This window comes from Flavobacterium fontis, from assembly GCF_900129405.1.
GTDB classification, from domain to species: domain Bacteria; phylum Bacteroidota; class Bacteroidia; order Flavobacteriales; family Flavobacteriaceae; genus Flavobacterium; species Flavobacterium fontis.
Window position 1 is genome coordinate 226,925 of record NZ_FQVQ01000003.1, and the last position, 18,112, is coordinate 245,036.

Below are 18,112 nucleotides of genomic sequence, written 5' to 3' on the forward strand. Positions count from 1 at the left end.
TCGATTGCTTCATGTCATGGATGCGATAACTGAAATTGAAAACTATCTACAAGATGCCGATTTGGATCATTTTGTAAAAAATTCAATGATGTTTAATGCAACCTTAAGACAACTAGAAATTATCGAAGAAGCTTGTAATTGATTATCACAAAATTTACTTTTAAATCATCCGGAAATACCTTGGGCGAGAATTATTGGATTACGAAATTTAGTTATTCATGAATATTTTGGTATCGATGATTTCACCATTTGGAATGTAGTCAAAATTAATTTACCCGAATTGAAAGTTAAGGTACAAGCCATTTTGGATAAAGATGATTTTTAATTTTTCAACCACACATCCTTGGCAAACTTAAGTACGATGCTACTGGATATTTTACGCTATAGCTCATGAAAAACATATTCAATTTACTTGCGACAATTGCCTTTTTCAATGGTAATGCACAATGTCTATCACCCTCTAATTTAACACTATCTAATTTCACATCTACAACAGTTGAATTTTCATGGACTGAAAATGGAACTGCTATGAATTGGGAAGTTTCAATAATACCTGACTTCAATGTTGGTGATTCATTACCAACTTCTGGTACAACAACTGCAAGTAACCCCCATACTTTCATTAATTTACCCCAACTTTTTGGTTGTAATGTTTTTTTTGTACGATCACTTTGTTCTTCCAACGCTTATAGTCCTTGGGTTGCCATAGGAACTGGAGGGTGTTCAACAGAAATAAATAATTATCTGGCTACGTTATCAAATAACACTTTCTTATTTAATGAAAGCAAAGTTATAGTGTTTCCAAATCCATCGAATTCCTTTATGCAAATAAAAAGCACATCAACAATTGATAAATTAACGGTTTTTGATTCTTTAGGTAAGGTAGTTCCACTTCAAACGCAAAACAACAACGAAATCAACATCGAAAACTTATCCAACGGGATTTATTTCATAGAAATTCTTACCGATAATGAAACGATTTATAAAAAGTTTATCAAAGAATAAATTTTCCTTGAAAGCCAAAAACAATACCTTGTCCTTGAAAGTTATGGACATTAACGTGTTTGTGTATACTATTCTATGAACAGCAATCCATTAGAAGAAGATTGAAATTCATTGCTCCCCTTGAGTCATAATGCGTGAAAAGATTAATATAAAAATGAAGCGAATCTACATGTCAATAAATTGATAATGAATGGATTACGAAGTTGCAAAAATTCTTTTTTCTTGCTTCTTTTTTCTTTAGTCTTTACAAATCTTCTCCACTTTCCAAACACCGTTCTGTTCAAATCGGAGGAGGTAAATCCCTTTGGGTAAAACGGAACACTCAATAGTCGATGTAGTTCCCGTAGCTGATTGCACCAACTGCCCTTGAACTGTATACAATTCATAGGCGGTAGCCGGTTCGGCGAGTGTAACGAGTTGTAATTGATCTTTAACGGGATTGAAATGTCCAAGGTTTTCGTTAGTTCGTTAGCGGGAAAGTTTCTTAATCAAACCCAACGTTTCTTTTTATTCTAAATTAAACGTTTGCAAAGTAGGATTTTAAAAAACAGATAGTTAAATTTGATATAAAATAAACGCTAGCAGTATAGTAGTAACCATGTTTTTGTATTTGAGCCTGTATGTAATTATTTTATGATTATTGATTCTCAAGAATTCTGCACTTTATTCAATGTTGTCTTAAACTCCTTTTAACTATTCAAAATTTTAATTTATAAAGCCCAAAAACTAATTTTTCAACCACACATCCTTGGCAAACTTAAATACGATGCTTCTGGATATTTAACGCTATAGCTCATGAAAAACATATTCAATTTACTTGTGATAATTGCCTTTTTCAATGGAAATGCACAATGTCCTTCGCCTTCAATTCTCTATTTGGTAGATAATATTAATATTTCAAATAGTGCTGAATTGTCTTGGACGGAAAACGGCAATGCTACAATCTGGGATTTGGCTGTAATACCAGATTTCAATATGGGTTCATCTCTTCCTTCAAATATTGGGGTTACAACAAATATTAATCCATTTGTTTTAGTTAATCTACCTCCAAGTAATGGATGTTATGTCTTTTTTGTGCGATCAGTTTGTTCTCCCACTGTTGTGAGTCCTTGGGTAGCCATAGGAACTGGAGGGTGTTCAACAGAAATAAATAATTATCTAGCTACGTTATCAAATAACACTTTTTTATTTAATGACAGTAAAGTTATAGTGTTTCCAAATCCATCGAATTCCTTTATTCAAATAAAAAGCACATCAACCATTGATAAATTAACGGTTTTTGATTCTTTAGGTAAGGTAATTCCACTTCAAACGCAAAACAACAACGAAATCAACATCGAAAACTTATCCAACGGGATTTATTTCATAGAAATTCTTACCAATAATGAAACGATTTATAAAAAGTTTATCAAAGAATAAATTTCCTTGAAAGCCAAAAACAATACCTTGTCCTTGAAAGTTATGGACATTAACGTGTTTGTGTATATTATTCTACGAATAGCAATCCATTAGAAGAAAATTGAAATCCATTGCTCGCCTTGAGCCATAATGCGTGAAAAGATAAATATAAAAATGAAGTGAATCTACATGCCAATAATTTGATAATGAATCGATTACGAAAATATAAAATTCTTTTCTCTTGCTTCTTTTTTCTTGCTTCTTTTCTCTTTCTTCTTTTCTCTTTCTTCTTGCCTCTCCCCGCGTTAAGGATTGAAGCGGCATCCTCCCGATCCTTCGGGAGATACAGCGGAAAGCCTGACCCCCGACAACCCAACGTGTATTGTAGCTGTACTCTTCATCGGGGGGAACGCCATAAAAAAAGTCGTCTCAATGAAGAAACGACTTTAATAAATTATGAATTATGAATTATGAATTATGAGTTTTGCGAAGTTTCAATCTAAACTCTAAATTCTAATCTTTTTAGTATCTATAGTACTCAGGCTTATAAGGTCCTTCTACTTGAACTCCGATGTACTCGGCTTGTTCGTGGTTTAAGGTTTCCAATTCCACGCCTAATTTTGCTAAGTGCAATGCCGCTACTTTTTCATCCAAATGTTTCGGTAACATGTACACTTCGTTTTTGTAGTTCGCACTGTTGTTCCACAATTCGATTTGTGCCAACGTTTGGTTGGTAAACGAGTTACTCATTACAAAGCTTGGGTGACCTGTAGCACAACCTAAGTTCACTAAACGACCTTCAGCCAAGATGATAATGTCTTTTCCGTTTACGTTGTATTTGTCCACTTGAGGTTTGATTTCGATTTTGGTTTCGCCATAGTTCGCGTTCAACCACGCCATGTCGATTTCGTTATCAAAGTGTCCAATGTTACATACAATCGTTTTGTCTTTCATGTTCTCGAAGTGACGACCTACTACGATATCTTTGTTTCCTGTAGTCGTGATGACGATATCTGCTGTAGCAATCACCGTATCCAATTTTTTCACTTCAAATCCGTCCATAGCGGCTTGTAACGCACAGATGGGGTCGATTTCAGTTACGGTAACAATCGAACCTGCTCCACGGAACGAAGCTGCAGTACCTTTACCTACGTCACCGTAGCCACAAACTACTACGCGTTTTCCTGCCAACATCACGTCAGTTGCACGACGAACTGCATCTACAGCCGATTCTTTACAACCGTATTTGTTGTCAAATTTTGATTTCGTAACCGAGTCGTTTACGTTGATTGCTGGCATGTGTAACGTACCGTTTTTCATACGCTCGTACAAACGGTGAACCCCTGTAGTAGTCTCTTCTGACAAACCTTTGATACCACCAATCAATTCGGGGTAACGGTCAAATACCATATTGGTTAAATCCCCACCATCGTCCAAAATCATGTTCAACGGTTGACGATCTTCACCAAAGAATAAGGTTTGCTCAATACACCAGTCGAATTCTTCCTCGTTCATACCTTTCCAAGCATATACTGGAATACCTGCAGCAGCAATCGCCGCCGCAGCGTGATCTTGCGTAGAGAAAATGTTACACGAAGACCAAGTTACTTCAGCTCCCAACGCTTTCAAGGTTTCAATCAAAACCGCTGTTTGAATGGTCATGTGCAAACATCCTGCGATGCGCGCTCCTTTTAAAGGTTGCGATGCACCGTATTCCGCACGCAATGCCATTAATCCAGGCATTTCCGCTTCAGCCAATTCAATTTCTTTACGTCCCCAAGCAGCTAGGGAAATGTCTTTAACTTTGTACGCCACGTAAGGCACAGTTTTCGTACTCATGTATTGTGTATATTTGTGTTTATATTTGAGGGTGCGAAATTACAAACTAAGTTTCGAAATAAAAAACTTTAATGTAATTTTATGAATCGTTAATCCGATTTAACCCGCTAAGAATCAGAAAAATAATAAGGAGCTATTTCCCGCTATCCGTTGCAATCTTTTTGGGGTGATGACGTCAAAGGTATCGAATTCACGCCGTTACCACCACCCCAAAAAGGATTTCCACTACTATCGGGGCTAGGATATACTGCACAAATGCCATTTTACGAAACCATACACATCCGTCCCCAAACCCAATTGCACCTCTGGAAAATTGAGGAGCCCTTAGACAGTTTGATTGCCGGAGTTCCCTTACAGGATCATTCCCTGATTCGGTTGCACAAACTCAAATCGGAAGTCCACCAAAAAGGATTCCTCGCCGTGCGGCATTTGTTGCAGCACCTCGGATTTTCCGATGCAGATCTTCTCTACGATGCCAGTGGGAAACCTCATTTGTCACACGGGCAACACATTTCTATCTCGCATTCGCATGGATTTGCGGCGGTAGCCATCAGTAACGAAAACCTCGGCCTCGACGTCGAAGCGATGCGGCCTAAAGTTCTCAAAATAGCCCCCCGTTTTATGGATGTTGATACACATCTGTCAGGCTTGTCGTTGGCCGAACAGCTGCAAAAAGCCACCATCATTTGGAGCATCAAAGAAGCGGTGTTCAAAATCAAAAACGAAAAAGGGATCAGTTACCCCAGCCATATCCGTGAGCAACCTTTTGATCCTGCCGAAGGATCTACGGTGGCGCGTTTGGACTTTAAGCATCAAACGGAATTATTTCCGGTACAATTTATTCAACGCGAAGACTATATCTTTGTGTGCGTTTTTGAATCCTAATGAAGGTATACGACTCCCTTTTCACGGCATACCAAAACCAACAACCCTTGTTGGCGGTGCTCATTGATCCCGAGAAAACCCAACCCGAGCAGGCGGTTGCGTTGTGCGCGCAGTTGAAGGAAACGCCCGTGACACATCTACTCGTTGGAGGCAGCACGTTTCAAGGACCGCATTTGGCAGCATTGGTGCTCCAACTCAAAAAAGCATCGGGTTTACCCGTACTCTTGTTTCCGGGCGATTATGCCCAAATCACCGAAGCCGCCGACGGAATTTTGTTCCTTTCGCTACTCTCCGGTCGCAATCCCGAGTACTTAATTGAACAACAAGTAAAAGCTGCGCCACTGTTGCACCATTCCAATTTAGAAATTCTGCCTACCGGCTATCTCCTCATTGAAAGCGGTGCCGAAACCGCTGTGCAACGCGTGAGTGGTACGCTACCTTTGGCGCGAAATAATCCCCAACACGCAGCAATGACTGCACTCGCAGGCCAACTCTTGGGTAAAAAACTGATTTATTTGGAAGCGGGAAGTGGGGCGCAACACGCTGTGCCGCTCGAAATGATTGCCACGGTAGCCCAAACTTTAGCAATACCGTTAATTGTAGGGGGCGGTATTCGTTCGATGGCGCAAATTCAGGCAGCCCACCAAGCAGGCGCTACTATGGTGGTGATTGGCACCGCCTTTGAAGAAAACCCTCATTTTTTTTCAGCCTTATAAAATCAAACGGTCATTTTACAAAAGCATAACCTCGTTTTCTGTAGAGAATCCGTACTTTTACGCTCCAACCCAAAACCATGTTTGATTTCTTTTTAAAAGCGTATGAAAATGCCTCGGCAATCCAAATTATTTTGGAATTTTTGGCTTTTGTCAGCGGTATTTTAAGCGTGTATTTGGCAAAGAAGGAAAACATTTGGGTGTATCCCACCGGACTCATTTCTACCGTTATCACCGTTTATTTGTTGTATCAAGCGCAATATTTTGGCGACATGACCATTAATGTCTATTACTCGCTCATGAGTGTTTACGGCTGGTACCGCTGGTCAAAGGGCACTACTGCGGGTCCGTTGCCCATTTCACGCACCACCGTCAACGAGAAAATCATCGGTATCGGATTGTTTGTTTTCACGCTTTTGGTTACCTATGGCGTTTACCAAATTTTTGATTATACCCTTGAAATTCCCAATTATATTGATATTTTTACTTCAGGGTTATTTTTTACCGCGATGTGGTACATGGCGTTGAAAAAAATTGAAAATTGGACCCTCTGGATTATTGGAGATTGCATCGCTGTACCCTTGTTTGCCTACCGCGGACTCGGCATGCTCTCCTTACAATATTTACTATTCACGGTTTTGGCCGTTTTAGCCTACATCGAATGGAAGAAAATCTTAAACAATACTCCCTCCTCAACTTAGGGAAATCGGTTTTACGCATTGCTTTTTACGGTCCCGAATCAACGGGTAAAACGACTCTTGCTAGGCAATTGGCATCTGATTTTGATACCGTTTGGGCTCCGGAATTTGCACGGGATTACCTCCAAGAAAAATGGGATGAAAAAGGGGAAATATGTCAACCCGATGATTTGTTGCCTATTGCGGTGGGACAAACTCAGTTGGAAAATCAAAAATTGCAAGAAGCCCGCCGTTTTTTGTTTTGTGATACCACGGTTTTGGTTACCAAAGCGTTTGGAGAATTGTACTATGGTGCCGTGGATCCCCTGCTGGAAAAAGCGGCAAAAAAACATAAATACGACCTTATTTTTCTCACCGACATCGATGTGCCTTGGGAACCCGATGACCTCCGCGATCGTCCCCATAACCGCGCCGAAACCTTGCAGTTTTTTGAAGAACAACTCATTCGCTATCAAAAACCCTACATCAAACTCAGCGGTGATGTAGCTTCGCGTGTTGCCCAAGTCAAGAAACTGATTTTGGATTTGGAAAAAGCGTTGCAATGGGGGTTTACTTCCCATGATTTTTTGCGCATCCAAGCCCGAAAAATGGATTGGGATGTGTTGCACTACCAATTTTCCATCCTTAAAAATGGCTTGCCCAAGATTCAATTGGAACGCGCCGCCACGATTGATGATGGCATTCAAGCCTTGTCGGAAGAAGAAGCACGGTATTATGCTACCTATTTTGAACAAAAAAAGGAAACCTATTGCCTCAAAAAATTCGTTCCCGCCTCGGGTGCTGCGAGTCGCATGTTTAAATTCTTAAACGAGTTTTTGCACGATTTCAAACCCGGAAAGGACACCCTTAATTCGTACATCAACCATGCGAAAAATAAAGACTTAGCCCTGTTTTTAATCGCCCTAGAGAAATTCCCTTTTTACAAAGATGTGGCCGAGACCACCCGTGTGTTGTATCCGAGTTATGACACTCTTTCTACCGACGAAAAACATTATTATTTTATAAAAACCTTGATGACGGCCCCGCATTTTGATTTTGCCAATAAACCCAAAGGGGTGTTGCCCTTTCATCAACAGGGTGAGGTGAGTATAACGCCCATAGAAGAACATTTGCTGGAGTGTGCGCTCTATGCCCATGCCGATGGAAAATCAAAAGTACATTTTACCGTATCCGAGGAGTACCAATCGCAATTTGAGACCCTGGTAGATGCCGTCAAGACACCCATTGAAGCAACTCATGGTGTAACAATTCAAGTGAACTATTCTTACCAAGATAAAGCGACCGATGTCATTGCCCTTACCCCTGAGGGGAAACCCTTTCGCGATAAGCATGATGCCATCGTATTTCGTCCCGGGGGACATGGGGCACTGATTCAAAATATGAATCGCTTAAACGCCGATATTGTGTTTGTCAAAAATATCGACAACGTTTCGCGCAATCATACCGACCAAATCGCATTGTATAAAAAGGCCCTTGGAGGGATTCTACTGCAAGTGCAAGAAACGGTGTTTCGCTATTTGAAATACCTACATCACGATCAGGTAACCCTCGAGATGCTCCATGAAATTGCCCAGTTTGTGAGTCAGAAACTCCTTATGGAAATCAGTGAAGACTTCCCCAAATACACCCGTGAAAGCAAAATAGACTATCTCATGGAAGCCCTCAACCGACCCATTCGCGTGTGTGGTATGGTGAAAAATGAAGGCGAACCCGGTGGCGGTCCATTTTGGGTACGCGATCAGAAAGGACGTGTGTTTTTGCAAATTATAGAGTCATCACAAATCGAAAAAAACCAGCGCTTCATCATGGAGCAAGCCACCCATTTCAACCCGGTGGATTTGGTGTGTGGCATTCGCGATTTTCAAGGGCGCAATTTTGACCTCACCCGATTTGTGGATCCGCATACCGGATTTATTGTCGAGAAAAACAAAGACGGTCGTCCGTTGAAAGCCTTTGAATTGCCTGGATTGTGGAACGGCGCTATGGCCAAATGGATAACCCTTTTTGTGGAAGTTCCGCTGGAAACTTTTAATCCCGTAAAAACGGTCAATGACTTACTAAAACCCGCCCATCAACCCCGCTCATGAATGCATCACAACTCCTCGCCGAACTCCAGTTTAAAGCGGTACGCAGCAGCGGCGCTGGCGGTCAAAACGTCAACAAAGTGGCCTCCAAAGCCGTGTTGATTTGGGATGTTCAAGCCTCTCAAGCAGTTGATGCGCAGGAAAAAGTTCGTATTCTTGAAAAATTGGCTTCACGAATTTCCAACGAGGGTTGGTTGCAAATCACCTCAGAGGCCGATCGGAGTCAGTTGAAAAACCGTTTGAATGCCGAGAAAAAACTCTTGCGTCTCGTGGCACAAGCCCTAGAAGTGCCCAAACCCCGTAAGGCAACAAACATTCCTTTCAGTGTTAAAATGGAGCGTTTGGCCGCCAAAAAATCCAAATCCGAAATCAAGCAAAACCGCCGCAAGCCGAATTTTTAAAAAAGGGTTTGCAATTCCCCAAGAATTTAATTTACCTTTGCGCCGTCTCATCGGGGTGCTCAAAATTACGAGCTGAGATCATACCCATTGAACCTGGGCAGGTAATGCTGCCAAGGAAAAAAAGACAGCGGTAGAAGAAGCGCGCCTTCGCCTATGTCGGGCCAGTACAATCATTTTTTAACCAAAGAATAATGTACCCCAGTTATTCGTAAACCTTTTTTACGAATGGAAAATTCCTATGTTAAATCCTTGAAAGCTTCGGTAGTACTGACGCTATTTCTCGGTCCGCTGTGGCTTAGTGCCCAGCAAAAGTCCAACGACTCCACCCAGGTCAACCAACTGGATGAAGTGTTGGTCAAAGCCGTCCGTGTGAACAAGAAAACACCGGTCACCTTCAGTAACCTCACCCAAAAAGACATTGCTAGTCGTAATTTGGGGCAGGACATTCCTATATTAATGAACTATATGCCTTCGGTAGTGACCACTTCCGATGCTGGAAATGGTTTCGGGTACACGGGCATACGCGTTCGGGGTACCGATGCGACTCGTGTGAATGTGACCATCAACGGGATTCCCTACAACGACTCCGAAAGTCACGGTACCTTCTGGGTAAACATGCCCGATTTTGCTTCATCGGTTCAAAGTATGCAATTGCAACGTGGGGTCGGTACCTCGACCAACGGGGCAGGAGCCTTCGGGGCGAGTTTGAACTTACTTACCGATTCGTACTCCAAAAAAGGAACGGGGGAAATTGCGAATTCGTTTGGGAGTTTTAATGCCCGCAAACACACGGTTAAATTCAGTACAGGATTAATGAATGACCGTTTTGAAATTGCAGGACGGCTTTCGCAAATTGCCTCCGACGGTTATGTTGACCGTGCGAGTGCCGACCTGAAATCGTATTTTTTACAAGGAACTTATGTCGGTAAAACAACCTTAATCAAAGGGTTGGTATTTGGCGGTCGAGAACGAACCTATCAGTCGTGGAATGGTATTGATGGGCCTACGTTGGCAGTGGATCGCACCTTTAATTCGGCAGGGATTTTTACCGACGAATTTGGAAATACCCGTTTTTATGACAATGAAACCGACAATTACCAACAAGATCATGCGCAATTGCACTGGAGTGAGCGCTGGAATGACCGTTGGAGTACCAACGTTGCCTTGCACTACACCAAAGGAAAAGGGTATTTTGAAAATTATAAAGAAGATGCGGATTTTGCCGAGTACGGACTCGCTCCTGTAGCGGGACAAACCAGTACGGATTTGATTCGTCAGAAATGGTTGGACAATGATTTTTATGGGACCACCTTTTCGGCCAATTATAAAAAGGATGAGTTTGACTTGATTCTCGGTGGTGGATGGAACAAATATGAAGGTTTGCATTTCGGCCGTGTGATTTGGGCGCGTTTTGCCTCGACATCGGAGTTGGGAGATGAATACTACAATGACTACGGAATTAAAACCGACGGAAATGTTTTTGCGAAAGCAACCTACGATCTTTCTTCGCAATGGAGCGTTTACGGGGATGTGCAATACCGTCGGGTGAATTACAAAGCCAATGGAGTACAACCTACCTTGGTCGACGATACGTTCAACTTTTTCAATCCCAAAGTAGGGGTGAATTATGCGGTGAATACCAAAAATATTCTTTATTTCTCCTATGCGAGAGCCAACCGCGAACCCAACCGTACTGACTATGAAGGGGGTAACGTTCGTCCCGAGAAGCTCAACGATTTTGAATTGGGATGGCGTTATGAAGCGTCCAAAGTGCAATTTAATGCCAACGTATACTACATGCTGTATCGCGATCAACTCATTTTGACAGGAGCTCTTGACGATGTGGGGAGTCCAGTCCGTTCCAACAGCGAACGCAGTTACCGATTGGGCTTGGAAGTTGATGCTACGATTGCCTTATCTAAACAATGGATTTGGAAACCCAATTTTACGATAAGTCAGAACCAAAATATTGATTTAACCAACAATGGAGTCGCTGTAGGCAACACCGCTATCGCATATTCTCCCAATCTTATTGCGGGCAATTTATTGTTGTTCGAACCCGTGAAGAATTTACACCTTACTTGGTTGAGTAAATTTGTGGGGGAGCAGTTCATGAACAACTTAGAGCGTCCTGAAGCGCGCTTGCCCGATTATTTTGTCAACGATTTTAATGTCTCGTACTCGTGGAATCCTAAGTCGGTTTTCCGTACGATAACGGTCAATGGTTTGGTCAATAATATTTTGGACAAGACCTACGTCTCCAACGGATATATGTGGGATATTTTCCCGTATTATTATCCACAGGCGGGACGTAATTTCTTGGTAGGACTAACCCTGCAGTTTTAAGGAAAAAAGCCGATGAAAATCGGCTTTTTATATTAGTTGAAAACAGTAATGACGTTCCCAGCGACCTGTACTCGGTAGAGTTTTAAACTGTAGGGTTTGTTGGGTGCTTGTCCTGTAAAAAGGTTGTAATTCTCGCCTTCACATTCGCACTGCGCATTTGAGCCTGAAAGGGTAAGTCGCGAGCAACTGGTGATATTTTGGTTGGGACAGGAGCCGTCAAACGCGTTGTATTGAGCACCTGTGTAAAACACAATTACCCCATTGGCGGGTCCGTTGACGGGAAACACACGAATGCTATTTCCAGCAAAGAGAAGGGGATTGTAGTTGGCCAAATTCGTGTCCAAACTCATGGAAAACGCATAATTGGGTAAAAACGGATTTTCATTGTTAAATTGCTCACGAGAGCAACCCGTAAGCAACCCGAGGATACACAGGAAATAGAGCCCTTTTTTCATGGTAAATATTCGTTTAAACTTGATTTTACGCCTACAATTTGCGTATATTTGCGTTCTACAACACAACAAAAGTAGGAATTAATTCATCAAAAAAATATATCTTTGGAGGAAGAAATCCCGTCGCGATGGGATTTTTTCTATTTTATGAAACGTTGAAAAACGGCTTTTGATATACTAAAGTAAAAAAAATGATTATGAGTAATGTATCGTATTACACCGCAGAAGGATTAAAAAAATTAAAAGACGAATTGGAATATTTGAAATCCGTTGAACGCCCAAAAGCGTCCCAGGCGATTGCTGAAGCCCGTGATAAAGGCGATTTGTCGGAGAATGCCGAATATGATGCGGCAAAAGAAGCCCAAGGGTTATTGGAAATGCGTATTGCCAAAATGGAGGAATTGTATGCCAATGCCCGTTTGATTGACGAATCGCAATTGGATGTTTCCAAAGTACTGGTACTTTCCAATGTGAAAATAAAAAACCAAGCCAACGGTATGGAAATGAAATATACCTTGGTGGCCGAAAGTGAAGCCGATTTAAAAACGGGTAAGATTTCGGTAACGTCACCGATTGGAAAAGGCTTACTGGGTAAATCCGTTGGCGAGGTGGCTGAAATCACCGTGCCCAATGGGACCTTAAAATTTGAAATCTTAGAAATCACCCGCGACTAACGATGAGCAGTATCTTCACCAAAATTGTAAACGGCGAAATTCCCTGTTATAAAGTAGCGGAAGATGACCGTTATTTGGCCTTTTTAGATGTCAATCCCAACGCCAAAGGACACACATTGTGTATTCCCAAACAGGAAATCAACAAGTTGTTTGATATGGAAGAGGAACATTATTTGGGATTGATGCAGTTCTCCCGTAAAGTCGCTAAAGCCTTGGAACAAACGGTGGAATGCAAACGCATCGGGGTAGCGGTGGTCGGACTCGAAGTGCCGCACGTACATGTGCATTTGATTCCGTTGCAAGACATGGAAGACATGCGCTTCCAACGCAAAACGAGTCTCTCCCCTGAAGAATTTACAGCACTCGCTCAAACTATCACAGCAAAAGTATAACAAGAAACCATCGGAAACGGTGGTTTTTTTAATGGGGCGATGTGTCCATGTGGCAATGAGTCAATGTGGCGATGTGTCAATGTGTCAATTTGAAAATGATCTTTCTAACGTAGTTACTGCTACACTTTTAAACTAAACAACTTTGTGAAACTTTGTGTCAACATCGTGAAACCTTGTGCTTCTAAATTTTTAAAACATTAAGGATTTAAGAATTCACACCAAACCGCATAAATTAAGACTATTAAGATGGCCGAAGGCCATGTACTTTGTGTCTTTAAGCCATTGCGTTCTCTTCACAACCTTAGCGACTTTGCGTTGAAAATTTAGGCCGCAGGCCATAAACTTAAAAGCTTTATGCCTTCATGTCTTCGTGGCCAAAAAAAGACGCTGCGAACTTTGCGCTACCTTCACATCTTTGCGGTTAAATTAGAAACAAAAAGAAAGAAGAAATAGAAAAGATATTCATGTTGTCATCACAGCACGTACTTACACTTCAATTTGAAAATGAGACAATTTGAAGATTTGAAAATGATTGTTCAACCCCAGCTAATGCTACACTTTTAAACTAAATAACTTTGTGAAACTTTGTGTCAACTTTGTGAAACCTTGTGCTCCTAAATTTTTAAAACATTAAGGATTTAAGAATTCACACCAAACCGCATAAATTAAGACTATTAAGATGGCCGAAGGCCACGTACTTTGTGTCTTTAAGCCATTGCGTTCTCTTCACAACCTTAGCGACTTTGCGTTGAAAATTTAGGCCAAAGGTCATAAACTTAAAAGCTTTATGCCTTCGTGTCTTCGTGGCCAAAAAAAGACGCTGCGAACTCTGCGAACTTTGCGTTTTTGCGGTTATATTAGAAACATGAAGTAATAAGCAGGATAAAAGTGATTTAAATACGGTACAATACACTCCTATACCCCTTCCGCCTCCTGCCCACTGTGACTGCGACTGTATACTAATCCTTTAGGGCCACCCCATACACCATCTGCATCGTCGTGCCTTTTCCAATTTCGGAATGCAACACCCGAATTTTCCCTTTGTGGTAGTCCTCCACGATGCGTTTGGTCAACGAAAGTCCCAAGCCCCAACCCCTTTTTTTGGTCGTAAAACCGGGTTCAAAAACCTTGCGAAACTGATTCTTTGGGATGCCCTTGCCGTTATCGGTAATGTTAATTTTATAGTGCGTGCCGTCGCTTTCAATGGCAACAGTCAACGCCCCTTTGCCCCGCATCGCGTCGATGGCATTTTTCATAAGGTTTTCGATCGTCCAACTGTGGAGCGCCGGATTAATGGCCACCCACAACGGCTCCTCAGGTGCGGTGAAGGTAAAGTGAACTTGATTGGAAAACCGCGCTTGCAAATAATCAAACGAGGCGCGGGTCTCCGCCACCAAGTCCCGGGTTTCCAATACCGGTTCTGACCCTACTTTGGAAAATCGATCCGTAATCACTTGCAGTCGCACAATGTCTTTTTCAATTTCCTCCAGCGTCGATTCGGCTACCGTACCCTCTGCCTTCAAATATTCGAGCCAACCGATCAGCGACGACAAGGGGGTGCCAATTTGATGCGCCGTTTCCTTCGCCATCCCCGCCCACAATTTGTTTTGTGTGGCCATTTTTGTACTGCGGTAAAAGTTGTACACCACCGCGGCAAACAAGAAAATAATCAACAACAAGGCGGCGGGATAGTATTTCAATTTGTTCAGCAAATCCGAATCGCCGTAATAGAGGTACTGAAACTTCCCTGGAACGTATTCCATCTTGATGGGGTCGTTTTGCGACTTCAAGTTTTCCAACATCGCCTGCATCTGCTTCGGGTCTTTCTCAAGGGACGGGTCAATGTTGATATAGTTCACAATTTTCCCTTGTTGGGTCACGATAATCGGGATATGCGCGTTCTGAATGATTTCAAACGGCAACGCGATGTCGGCATCTGTATCGGCATTGGCCAAGGTCTTTTGCGCCAGCGCCCACTGTTGCATCTTCACCCGTTCCTCCTCCTTAAAAATCTGAAAAAAGGCATAGGTATTCCACAAAATAAGGGACACAATCACAAACGAAGTGGCAATAATGATCCAACGGGTAACCGCGCGACGATCGGAAAACTGCATGCAATGAATTTTTTTTAAAAATAGCTATTTTTTTTATTGTGGCGCGTCCCCGAATGCAATTCCCTGCGCAGGCATATCAACTTCCCGTTCGGGGTCGGGTGATTCGCGGTACCGGCCGGGCTCCGCCACGTCAGGGTACCTTGCTGCTCCCCCTCGCGCGGCCCGATGCCCCGTAGCGGTAAAGCAGAAAATTGGCTATCTTTGCTTCAAACCAATGATCATGCTTACATTAGATCCGAAAACGCTTACTCCCGTTCAAATTCAAGGCTATTTGCAAGGCGCTATCGGTCCCCGTCCCATCGCCTTTGCCAGCACGGTCGATGCTCAGGGGAATCCCAACTTATCGCCCTTTAGCTTTTTTAATATTTTCAGTGCCAATCCGCCGATACTGGTATTTTCTCCCGCCCGACGGGTACGCGATAATACCATTAAACATACTTTGATCAATTGCCAAGAAACCCGCGAAGTGGTGATCAATGTGGTCAATTATGCGATGGTACAACAAATGTCGCTTTCAAGTACCGAATATCCCGATGGCGTGAATGAATTTATTAAAGCCGGATTCACCGCTGTTCCTTCGCATGTGGTCAAACCCTATCGGGTACAAGAAAGTCCGGTGCAATTGGAATGTAAAGTCAATGAGATTATCGCCCTCGGCACAGAAGGCGGCGCCGGCAATCTTATTCTTTGTGAGGTGGTTAAAATTCATATCAACGAAGCGGTTTTAGATGCCAAAGGAACCATTGATCCGCAGGCGATTGATTTGGTTGCTCGCTTGGGCGGAAATTGGTACTCGCGCGCCAATGCCGGACTTTTTGAAGTCGAAAAACCTTTGGCCACTCTGGGTATAGGAGTCGATGCTATCCCAAGTTTTGTGCGTGAAAGTGCCGTGTTTGATGGGAATGATTTGGGCAAATTAGGAAATGTCGAAGCCTTGCCCACCGAAGCGGAAATTGCTATATTTGTGAAAGAGAATCTGCCGGTGAAAGCCGCCCTAAGCTCCGCCGATGAGGAGCAAGTGCACCTTAAAGCCAAAGCTTTTCTCGATGCCGGAGCGGTTGATGCCGCATGGAAAACCCTCTTGGCGCCACGAGTACACTAAATTTATGTATTATTAATTCAACAACGATTATGGAAGTTTCAGGAAGAGTAAAAGTGATTAATGCCGTACAGCAGGTGAGCCCCACTTTCCGAAAAAGAGAATTGGTCGTCACGACCGAAGAGCAGTATCCACAACACATCATGGTGGAGTTTACACAAGACAAGTGTGATTTATTGGACAGTTATCAAGTGGGAGAACCCGTGAAAGTTTCCATCAACTTACGCGGTCGCGAGTGGGTAAGCCCCCAAGGTGAAACCAAGTATTTCAATTCGATTCAAGGGTGGCGCATTGAGCGTGTAGCCGCAGAAGCCCCTGCACAAGGGGGTCAACCGATGGCGCAAACTATGCCTCCGATGCCCGCTGCTCCTGCGTTTGAACCCGCAACGAGTTTCAACGAAGAAGAACACGACGATTTGCCGTTCTAAATTTTGTTTCAAGTTTAAGGTTTAAGGCTTGCCTACCGTAGGTAGGTTTCACGTTGGAACCGGTTAAAATCGAAGCTAAATCAATCCAATTCCAAATTCTATGGTGTAGGCTGTAGGGTTTGGAATTTGTTTTGAGGAGTGGCTAGTGATTAGTGATTAGTGACTAGTGACTAGTGATTAGTGATTAGTGACTAGTGACCTGGCTTTACCAGCAGGAGAGCTAGCGATTAGTGCTGAAACTTCAGGAGTGATTAGCCCCGAAAAGAGTATTGGTTGTCGTTCTGACAGCCGTTAGTCATAAATCATAAATAGCGCTTCTTCTTACTTCAAAAATCAAAAATCTTCAATCGTTAATCCCATGCATTTCCTTACCAAGACTCTTTATTTTCCGCCGGTAACCGAAGCTTCGGTGGAGGGATTGTTGGCGGTGGGGGGTGATTTGTCGCTGCCGCGATTGCAATTGGCGTACCGATCGGGAATTTTTCCTTGGTTTGATGCCGACGAACCTATTTTGTGGTGGGCGCCGCCACAGCGAATGGTGGTGCATCCTGCAACCTATAAGCCGTCGAAGAGTTTGCGCAATTTACGCAATCGTGGACTGTTTACGGTGACGCGCAACACCCAATTCAACGCGGTGATTACCCATTGTCAGCGTGCGCCACGACGGGGTCAAACGGGCACTTGGATTTCCCGCGACATCATCCGGGCCTATACCGCATGGCATGCTTTGGGGGAAGTCGTTTCGTATGAAGTGTGGCAAGGCGACCGTTTGGTAGGCGGGTTGTATGGCGTTGACCTCGGTCATGTATTTTGTGGGGAGAGCATGTTTTCACTTGTTCCCAATGCCAGTAAATTGGCTTTTTTACAACTGGTAGAAGACCTCAAAGCCCAAAATTATGCCTTGCTGGATTGCCAAGTGCATAACGATCATTTGGAAAAACTAGGCGCGTTTGAGATTTCTAGAGCAGCGTTTATGCAGATTTTGCATAAGGAGGATTGGTCAGAATTGGGGAGTGAATAGTGACTAGTGATTAGTAATTAGTGATTAGTGATTAGTGACTAGTGATTAGTGACTGGTGACCTGTTTATGCTAGCTGTCTGGTGATTGATAACTATTTAATTCCTTCATTATTTTTTGCCACAAAGGCACCAAGTCATTAAGGGTATTAAGTTGGCGGCCTGTGGTCTTGGTATTAACCGCAAAGGGGCAAAGGTTGCGCGAAGTTCGCAGCGTCTTTTATTTTTGCCACAAAGACATGAAGACACAACGTTTAAGGGTATTAAGTTAGCGGCCTGTGGCCTTGGTTTTACTGCAAAGGGGCTAAGGTTGCGCGAAGTTCGCTGTTCGTAGTTTTCAGTCTCAGTCTCAGTCTCAGTCAGAGTGAGCAGTGTTCAGTGGGCAGTGTACAGTGAGCAGTGTACAGTGAGCAGTGTTCAGTGGGCAGTGTTCAGTATACAGTGTTCAGTAAGCAGTGTTCAGTGAGCAGTATGTACGTCCCTGATATAGGTTGACCACATCAAGTCAATTTATATGAAAGCAAACATCAAATTAATCAGTAAGCATCGTAAGTTTTCTGAGGACTT

At 42.9% G+C, this 18,112-nt stretch carries 16 protein-coding genes and 2 pseudogenes; 14 read left to right on the forward strand and 4 right to left on the reverse strand.

Annotated features, from left to right (window positions below; all coding sequences use genetic code 11):
- The first annotated feature begins 16 nt into the window (after positions 1-16).
- A pseudogene (locus BUC17_RS14315) lies at positions 17-325 on the forward strand (HepT-like ribonuclease domain-containing protein).
- Positions 326-390: 65 nt separating this feature from the next.
- Positions 391-1,005, forward strand: a complete 615-nt coding sequence (locus BUC17_RS13895) for a T9SS type A sorting domain-containing protein (RefSeq protein ID WP_083544730.1) — start codon at positions 391-393, stop codon at positions 1,003-1,005.
- A gap of 237 nt (positions 1,006-1,242) precedes the next feature.
- Here BUC17_RS13895 and BUC17_RS14320 read toward each other — a convergent pair.
- A pseudogene (locus BUC17_RS14320) lies at positions 1,243-1,434 on the reverse strand (T9SS type A sorting domain-containing protein); the annotation flags it as partial.
- A gap of 366 nt (positions 1,435-1,800) precedes the next feature.
- Here BUC17_RS14320 and BUC17_RS04490 point away from each other — a divergent pair.
- Positions 1,801-2,424 (forward strand): T9SS type A sorting domain-containing protein, encoded by a 624-nt coding sequence (locus BUC17_RS04490; RefSeq protein ID WP_073362020.1) that lies wholly within the window; start codon positions 1,801-1,803, stop codon positions 2,422-2,424.
- Positions 2,425-2,925: 501 nt separating this feature from the next.
- Here the strand turns inward: BUC17_RS04490 and ahcY are convergent.
- Positions 2,926-4,242, reverse strand: a complete 1,317-nt coding sequence (gene ahcY / locus BUC17_RS04495; RefSeq protein WP_073362022.1) for an adenosylhomocysteinase — start codon at positions 4,240-4,242, stop codon at positions 2,926-2,928.
- 150 nt (positions 4,243-4,392) lie between these two features.
- Between ahcY and BUC17_RS04500 the strand changes: the two genes are divergently transcribed.
- The 6 genes from BUC17_RS04500 to BUC17_RS04525 all read left to right on the forward strand — a co-directional run bounded on the left by BUC17_RS04500 (position 4,393) and on the right by BUC17_RS04525 (position 11,369).
- Positions 4,393-5,127, forward strand: coding sequence for a 4'-phosphopantetheinyl transferase family protein (locus BUC17_RS04500; protein WP_234977687.1), 735 nt, complete (start codon positions 4,393-4,395; stop codon positions 5,125-5,127).
- Entirely contained in the window at positions 5,127-5,843 is a 717-nt protein-coding gene (locus tag BUC17_RS04505; protein ID WP_073362024.1) for a phosphoglycerol geranylgeranyltransferase, read from the forward strand. Before BUC17_RS04500 ends, BUC17_RS04505 begins: the two co-directional genes overlap by 1 nt.
- 77 nt (positions 5,844-5,920) lie before the next feature.
- Positions 5,921-6,541, forward strand: coding sequence for a nicotinamide riboside transporter PnuC (gene pnuC, locus BUC17_RS04510; protein ID WP_073362026.1), 621 nt, complete (start codon positions 5,921-5,923; stop codon positions 6,539-6,541).
- The gene (locus BUC17_RS04515) at positions 6,502-8,625 is read left to right on the forward strand and encodes a DUF4301 family protein (RefSeq protein ID WP_073362028.1); all 2,124 of its coding nucleotides are present in this window, start codon (positions 6,502-6,504) and stop codon (positions 8,623-8,625) included. Before pnuC ends, BUC17_RS04515 begins: the two co-directional genes overlap by 40 nt.
- Positions 8,622-9,023 (forward strand): alternative ribosome rescue aminoacyl-tRNA hydrolase ArfB, encoded by a 402-nt coding sequence (gene arfB / locus BUC17_RS04520; RefSeq protein WP_073362030.1) that lies wholly within the window; start codon positions 8,622-8,624, stop codon positions 9,021-9,023. The genes BUC17_RS04515 and arfB overlap by 4 nt, the downstream gene beginning before the upstream one ends.
- A 225-nt stretch (positions 9,024-9,248) precedes the next feature.
- Positions 9,249-11,369, forward strand: a complete 2,121-nt coding sequence (locus tag BUC17_RS04525; protein ID WP_073362032.1) for a TonB-dependent receptor — start codon at positions 9,249-9,251, stop codon at positions 11,367-11,369.
- 32 nt (positions 11,370-11,401) lie between these two features.
- Here BUC17_RS04525 and BUC17_RS04530 read toward each other — a convergent pair whose 3' ends face one another.
- On the reverse strand, positions 11,402-11,824 hold the full coding sequence (locus BUC17_RS04530; protein WP_073362034.1) for a Rieske (2Fe-2S) protein: 423 nt from the start codon (positions 11,822-11,824) through the stop codon (positions 11,402-11,404).
- Positions 11,825-12,018: 194 nt separating this feature from the next.
- On the opposite strand from BUC17_RS04530, the gene greA reads away from it, so the two are divergent.
- Together greA and BUC17_RS04540 are read left to right on the forward strand one after the other, a co-directional pair.
- Positions 12,019-12,495 carry a transcription elongation factor GreA gene (gene greA, locus BUC17_RS04535; protein WP_073362092.1) on the forward strand — a complete coding sequence of 159 codons (477 nt, stop codon included), beginning with the start codon at positions 12,019-12,021 and terminating at the stop codon, positions 12,493-12,495.
- A 2-nt stretch (positions 12,496-12,497) separates the two neighbouring features.
- Entirely contained in the window at positions 12,498-12,887 is a 390-nt protein-coding gene (locus BUC17_RS04540; protein WP_073362036.1) for an HIT family protein, read from the forward strand.
- A 959-nt stretch (positions 12,888-13,846) separates the two neighbouring features.
- Here the strand turns inward: BUC17_RS04540 and BUC17_RS04545 are convergent.
- Positions 13,847-15,001 (reverse strand): sensor histidine kinase, encoded by a 1,155-nt coding sequence (locus tag BUC17_RS04545; RefSeq protein WP_073362039.1) that lies wholly within the window; start codon positions 14,999-15,001, stop codon positions 13,847-13,849.
- Positions 15,002-15,221: 220 nt separating this feature from the next.
- On the opposite strand from BUC17_RS04545, the gene BUC17_RS04550 reads away from it, so the two are divergent.
- The 3 genes from BUC17_RS04550 to aat all read left to right on the forward strand — a co-directional run bounded on the left by BUC17_RS04550 (position 15,222) and on the right by aat (position 17,549).
- On the forward strand, positions 15,222-16,103 hold the full coding sequence (locus tag BUC17_RS04550) for a flavin reductase family protein (RefSeq protein ID WP_073362041.1): 882 nt from the start codon (positions 15,222-15,224) through the stop codon (positions 16,101-16,103).
- Between the two features lie 29 nt (positions 16,104-16,132).
- Entirely contained in the window at positions 16,133-16,528 is a 396-nt protein-coding gene (locus tag BUC17_RS04555) for a DUF3127 domain-containing protein (protein ID WP_073362043.1), read from the forward strand.
- 358 nt (positions 16,529-16,886) lie between these two features.
- Positions 16,887-17,549 (forward strand): leucyl/phenylalanyl-tRNA--protein transferase, encoded by a 663-nt coding sequence (gene aat, locus BUC17_RS04560; RefSeq protein WP_073362045.1) that lies wholly within the window; start codon positions 16,887-16,889, stop codon positions 17,547-17,549.
- Positions 17,550-18,112: the final 563 nt, after the last annotated feature.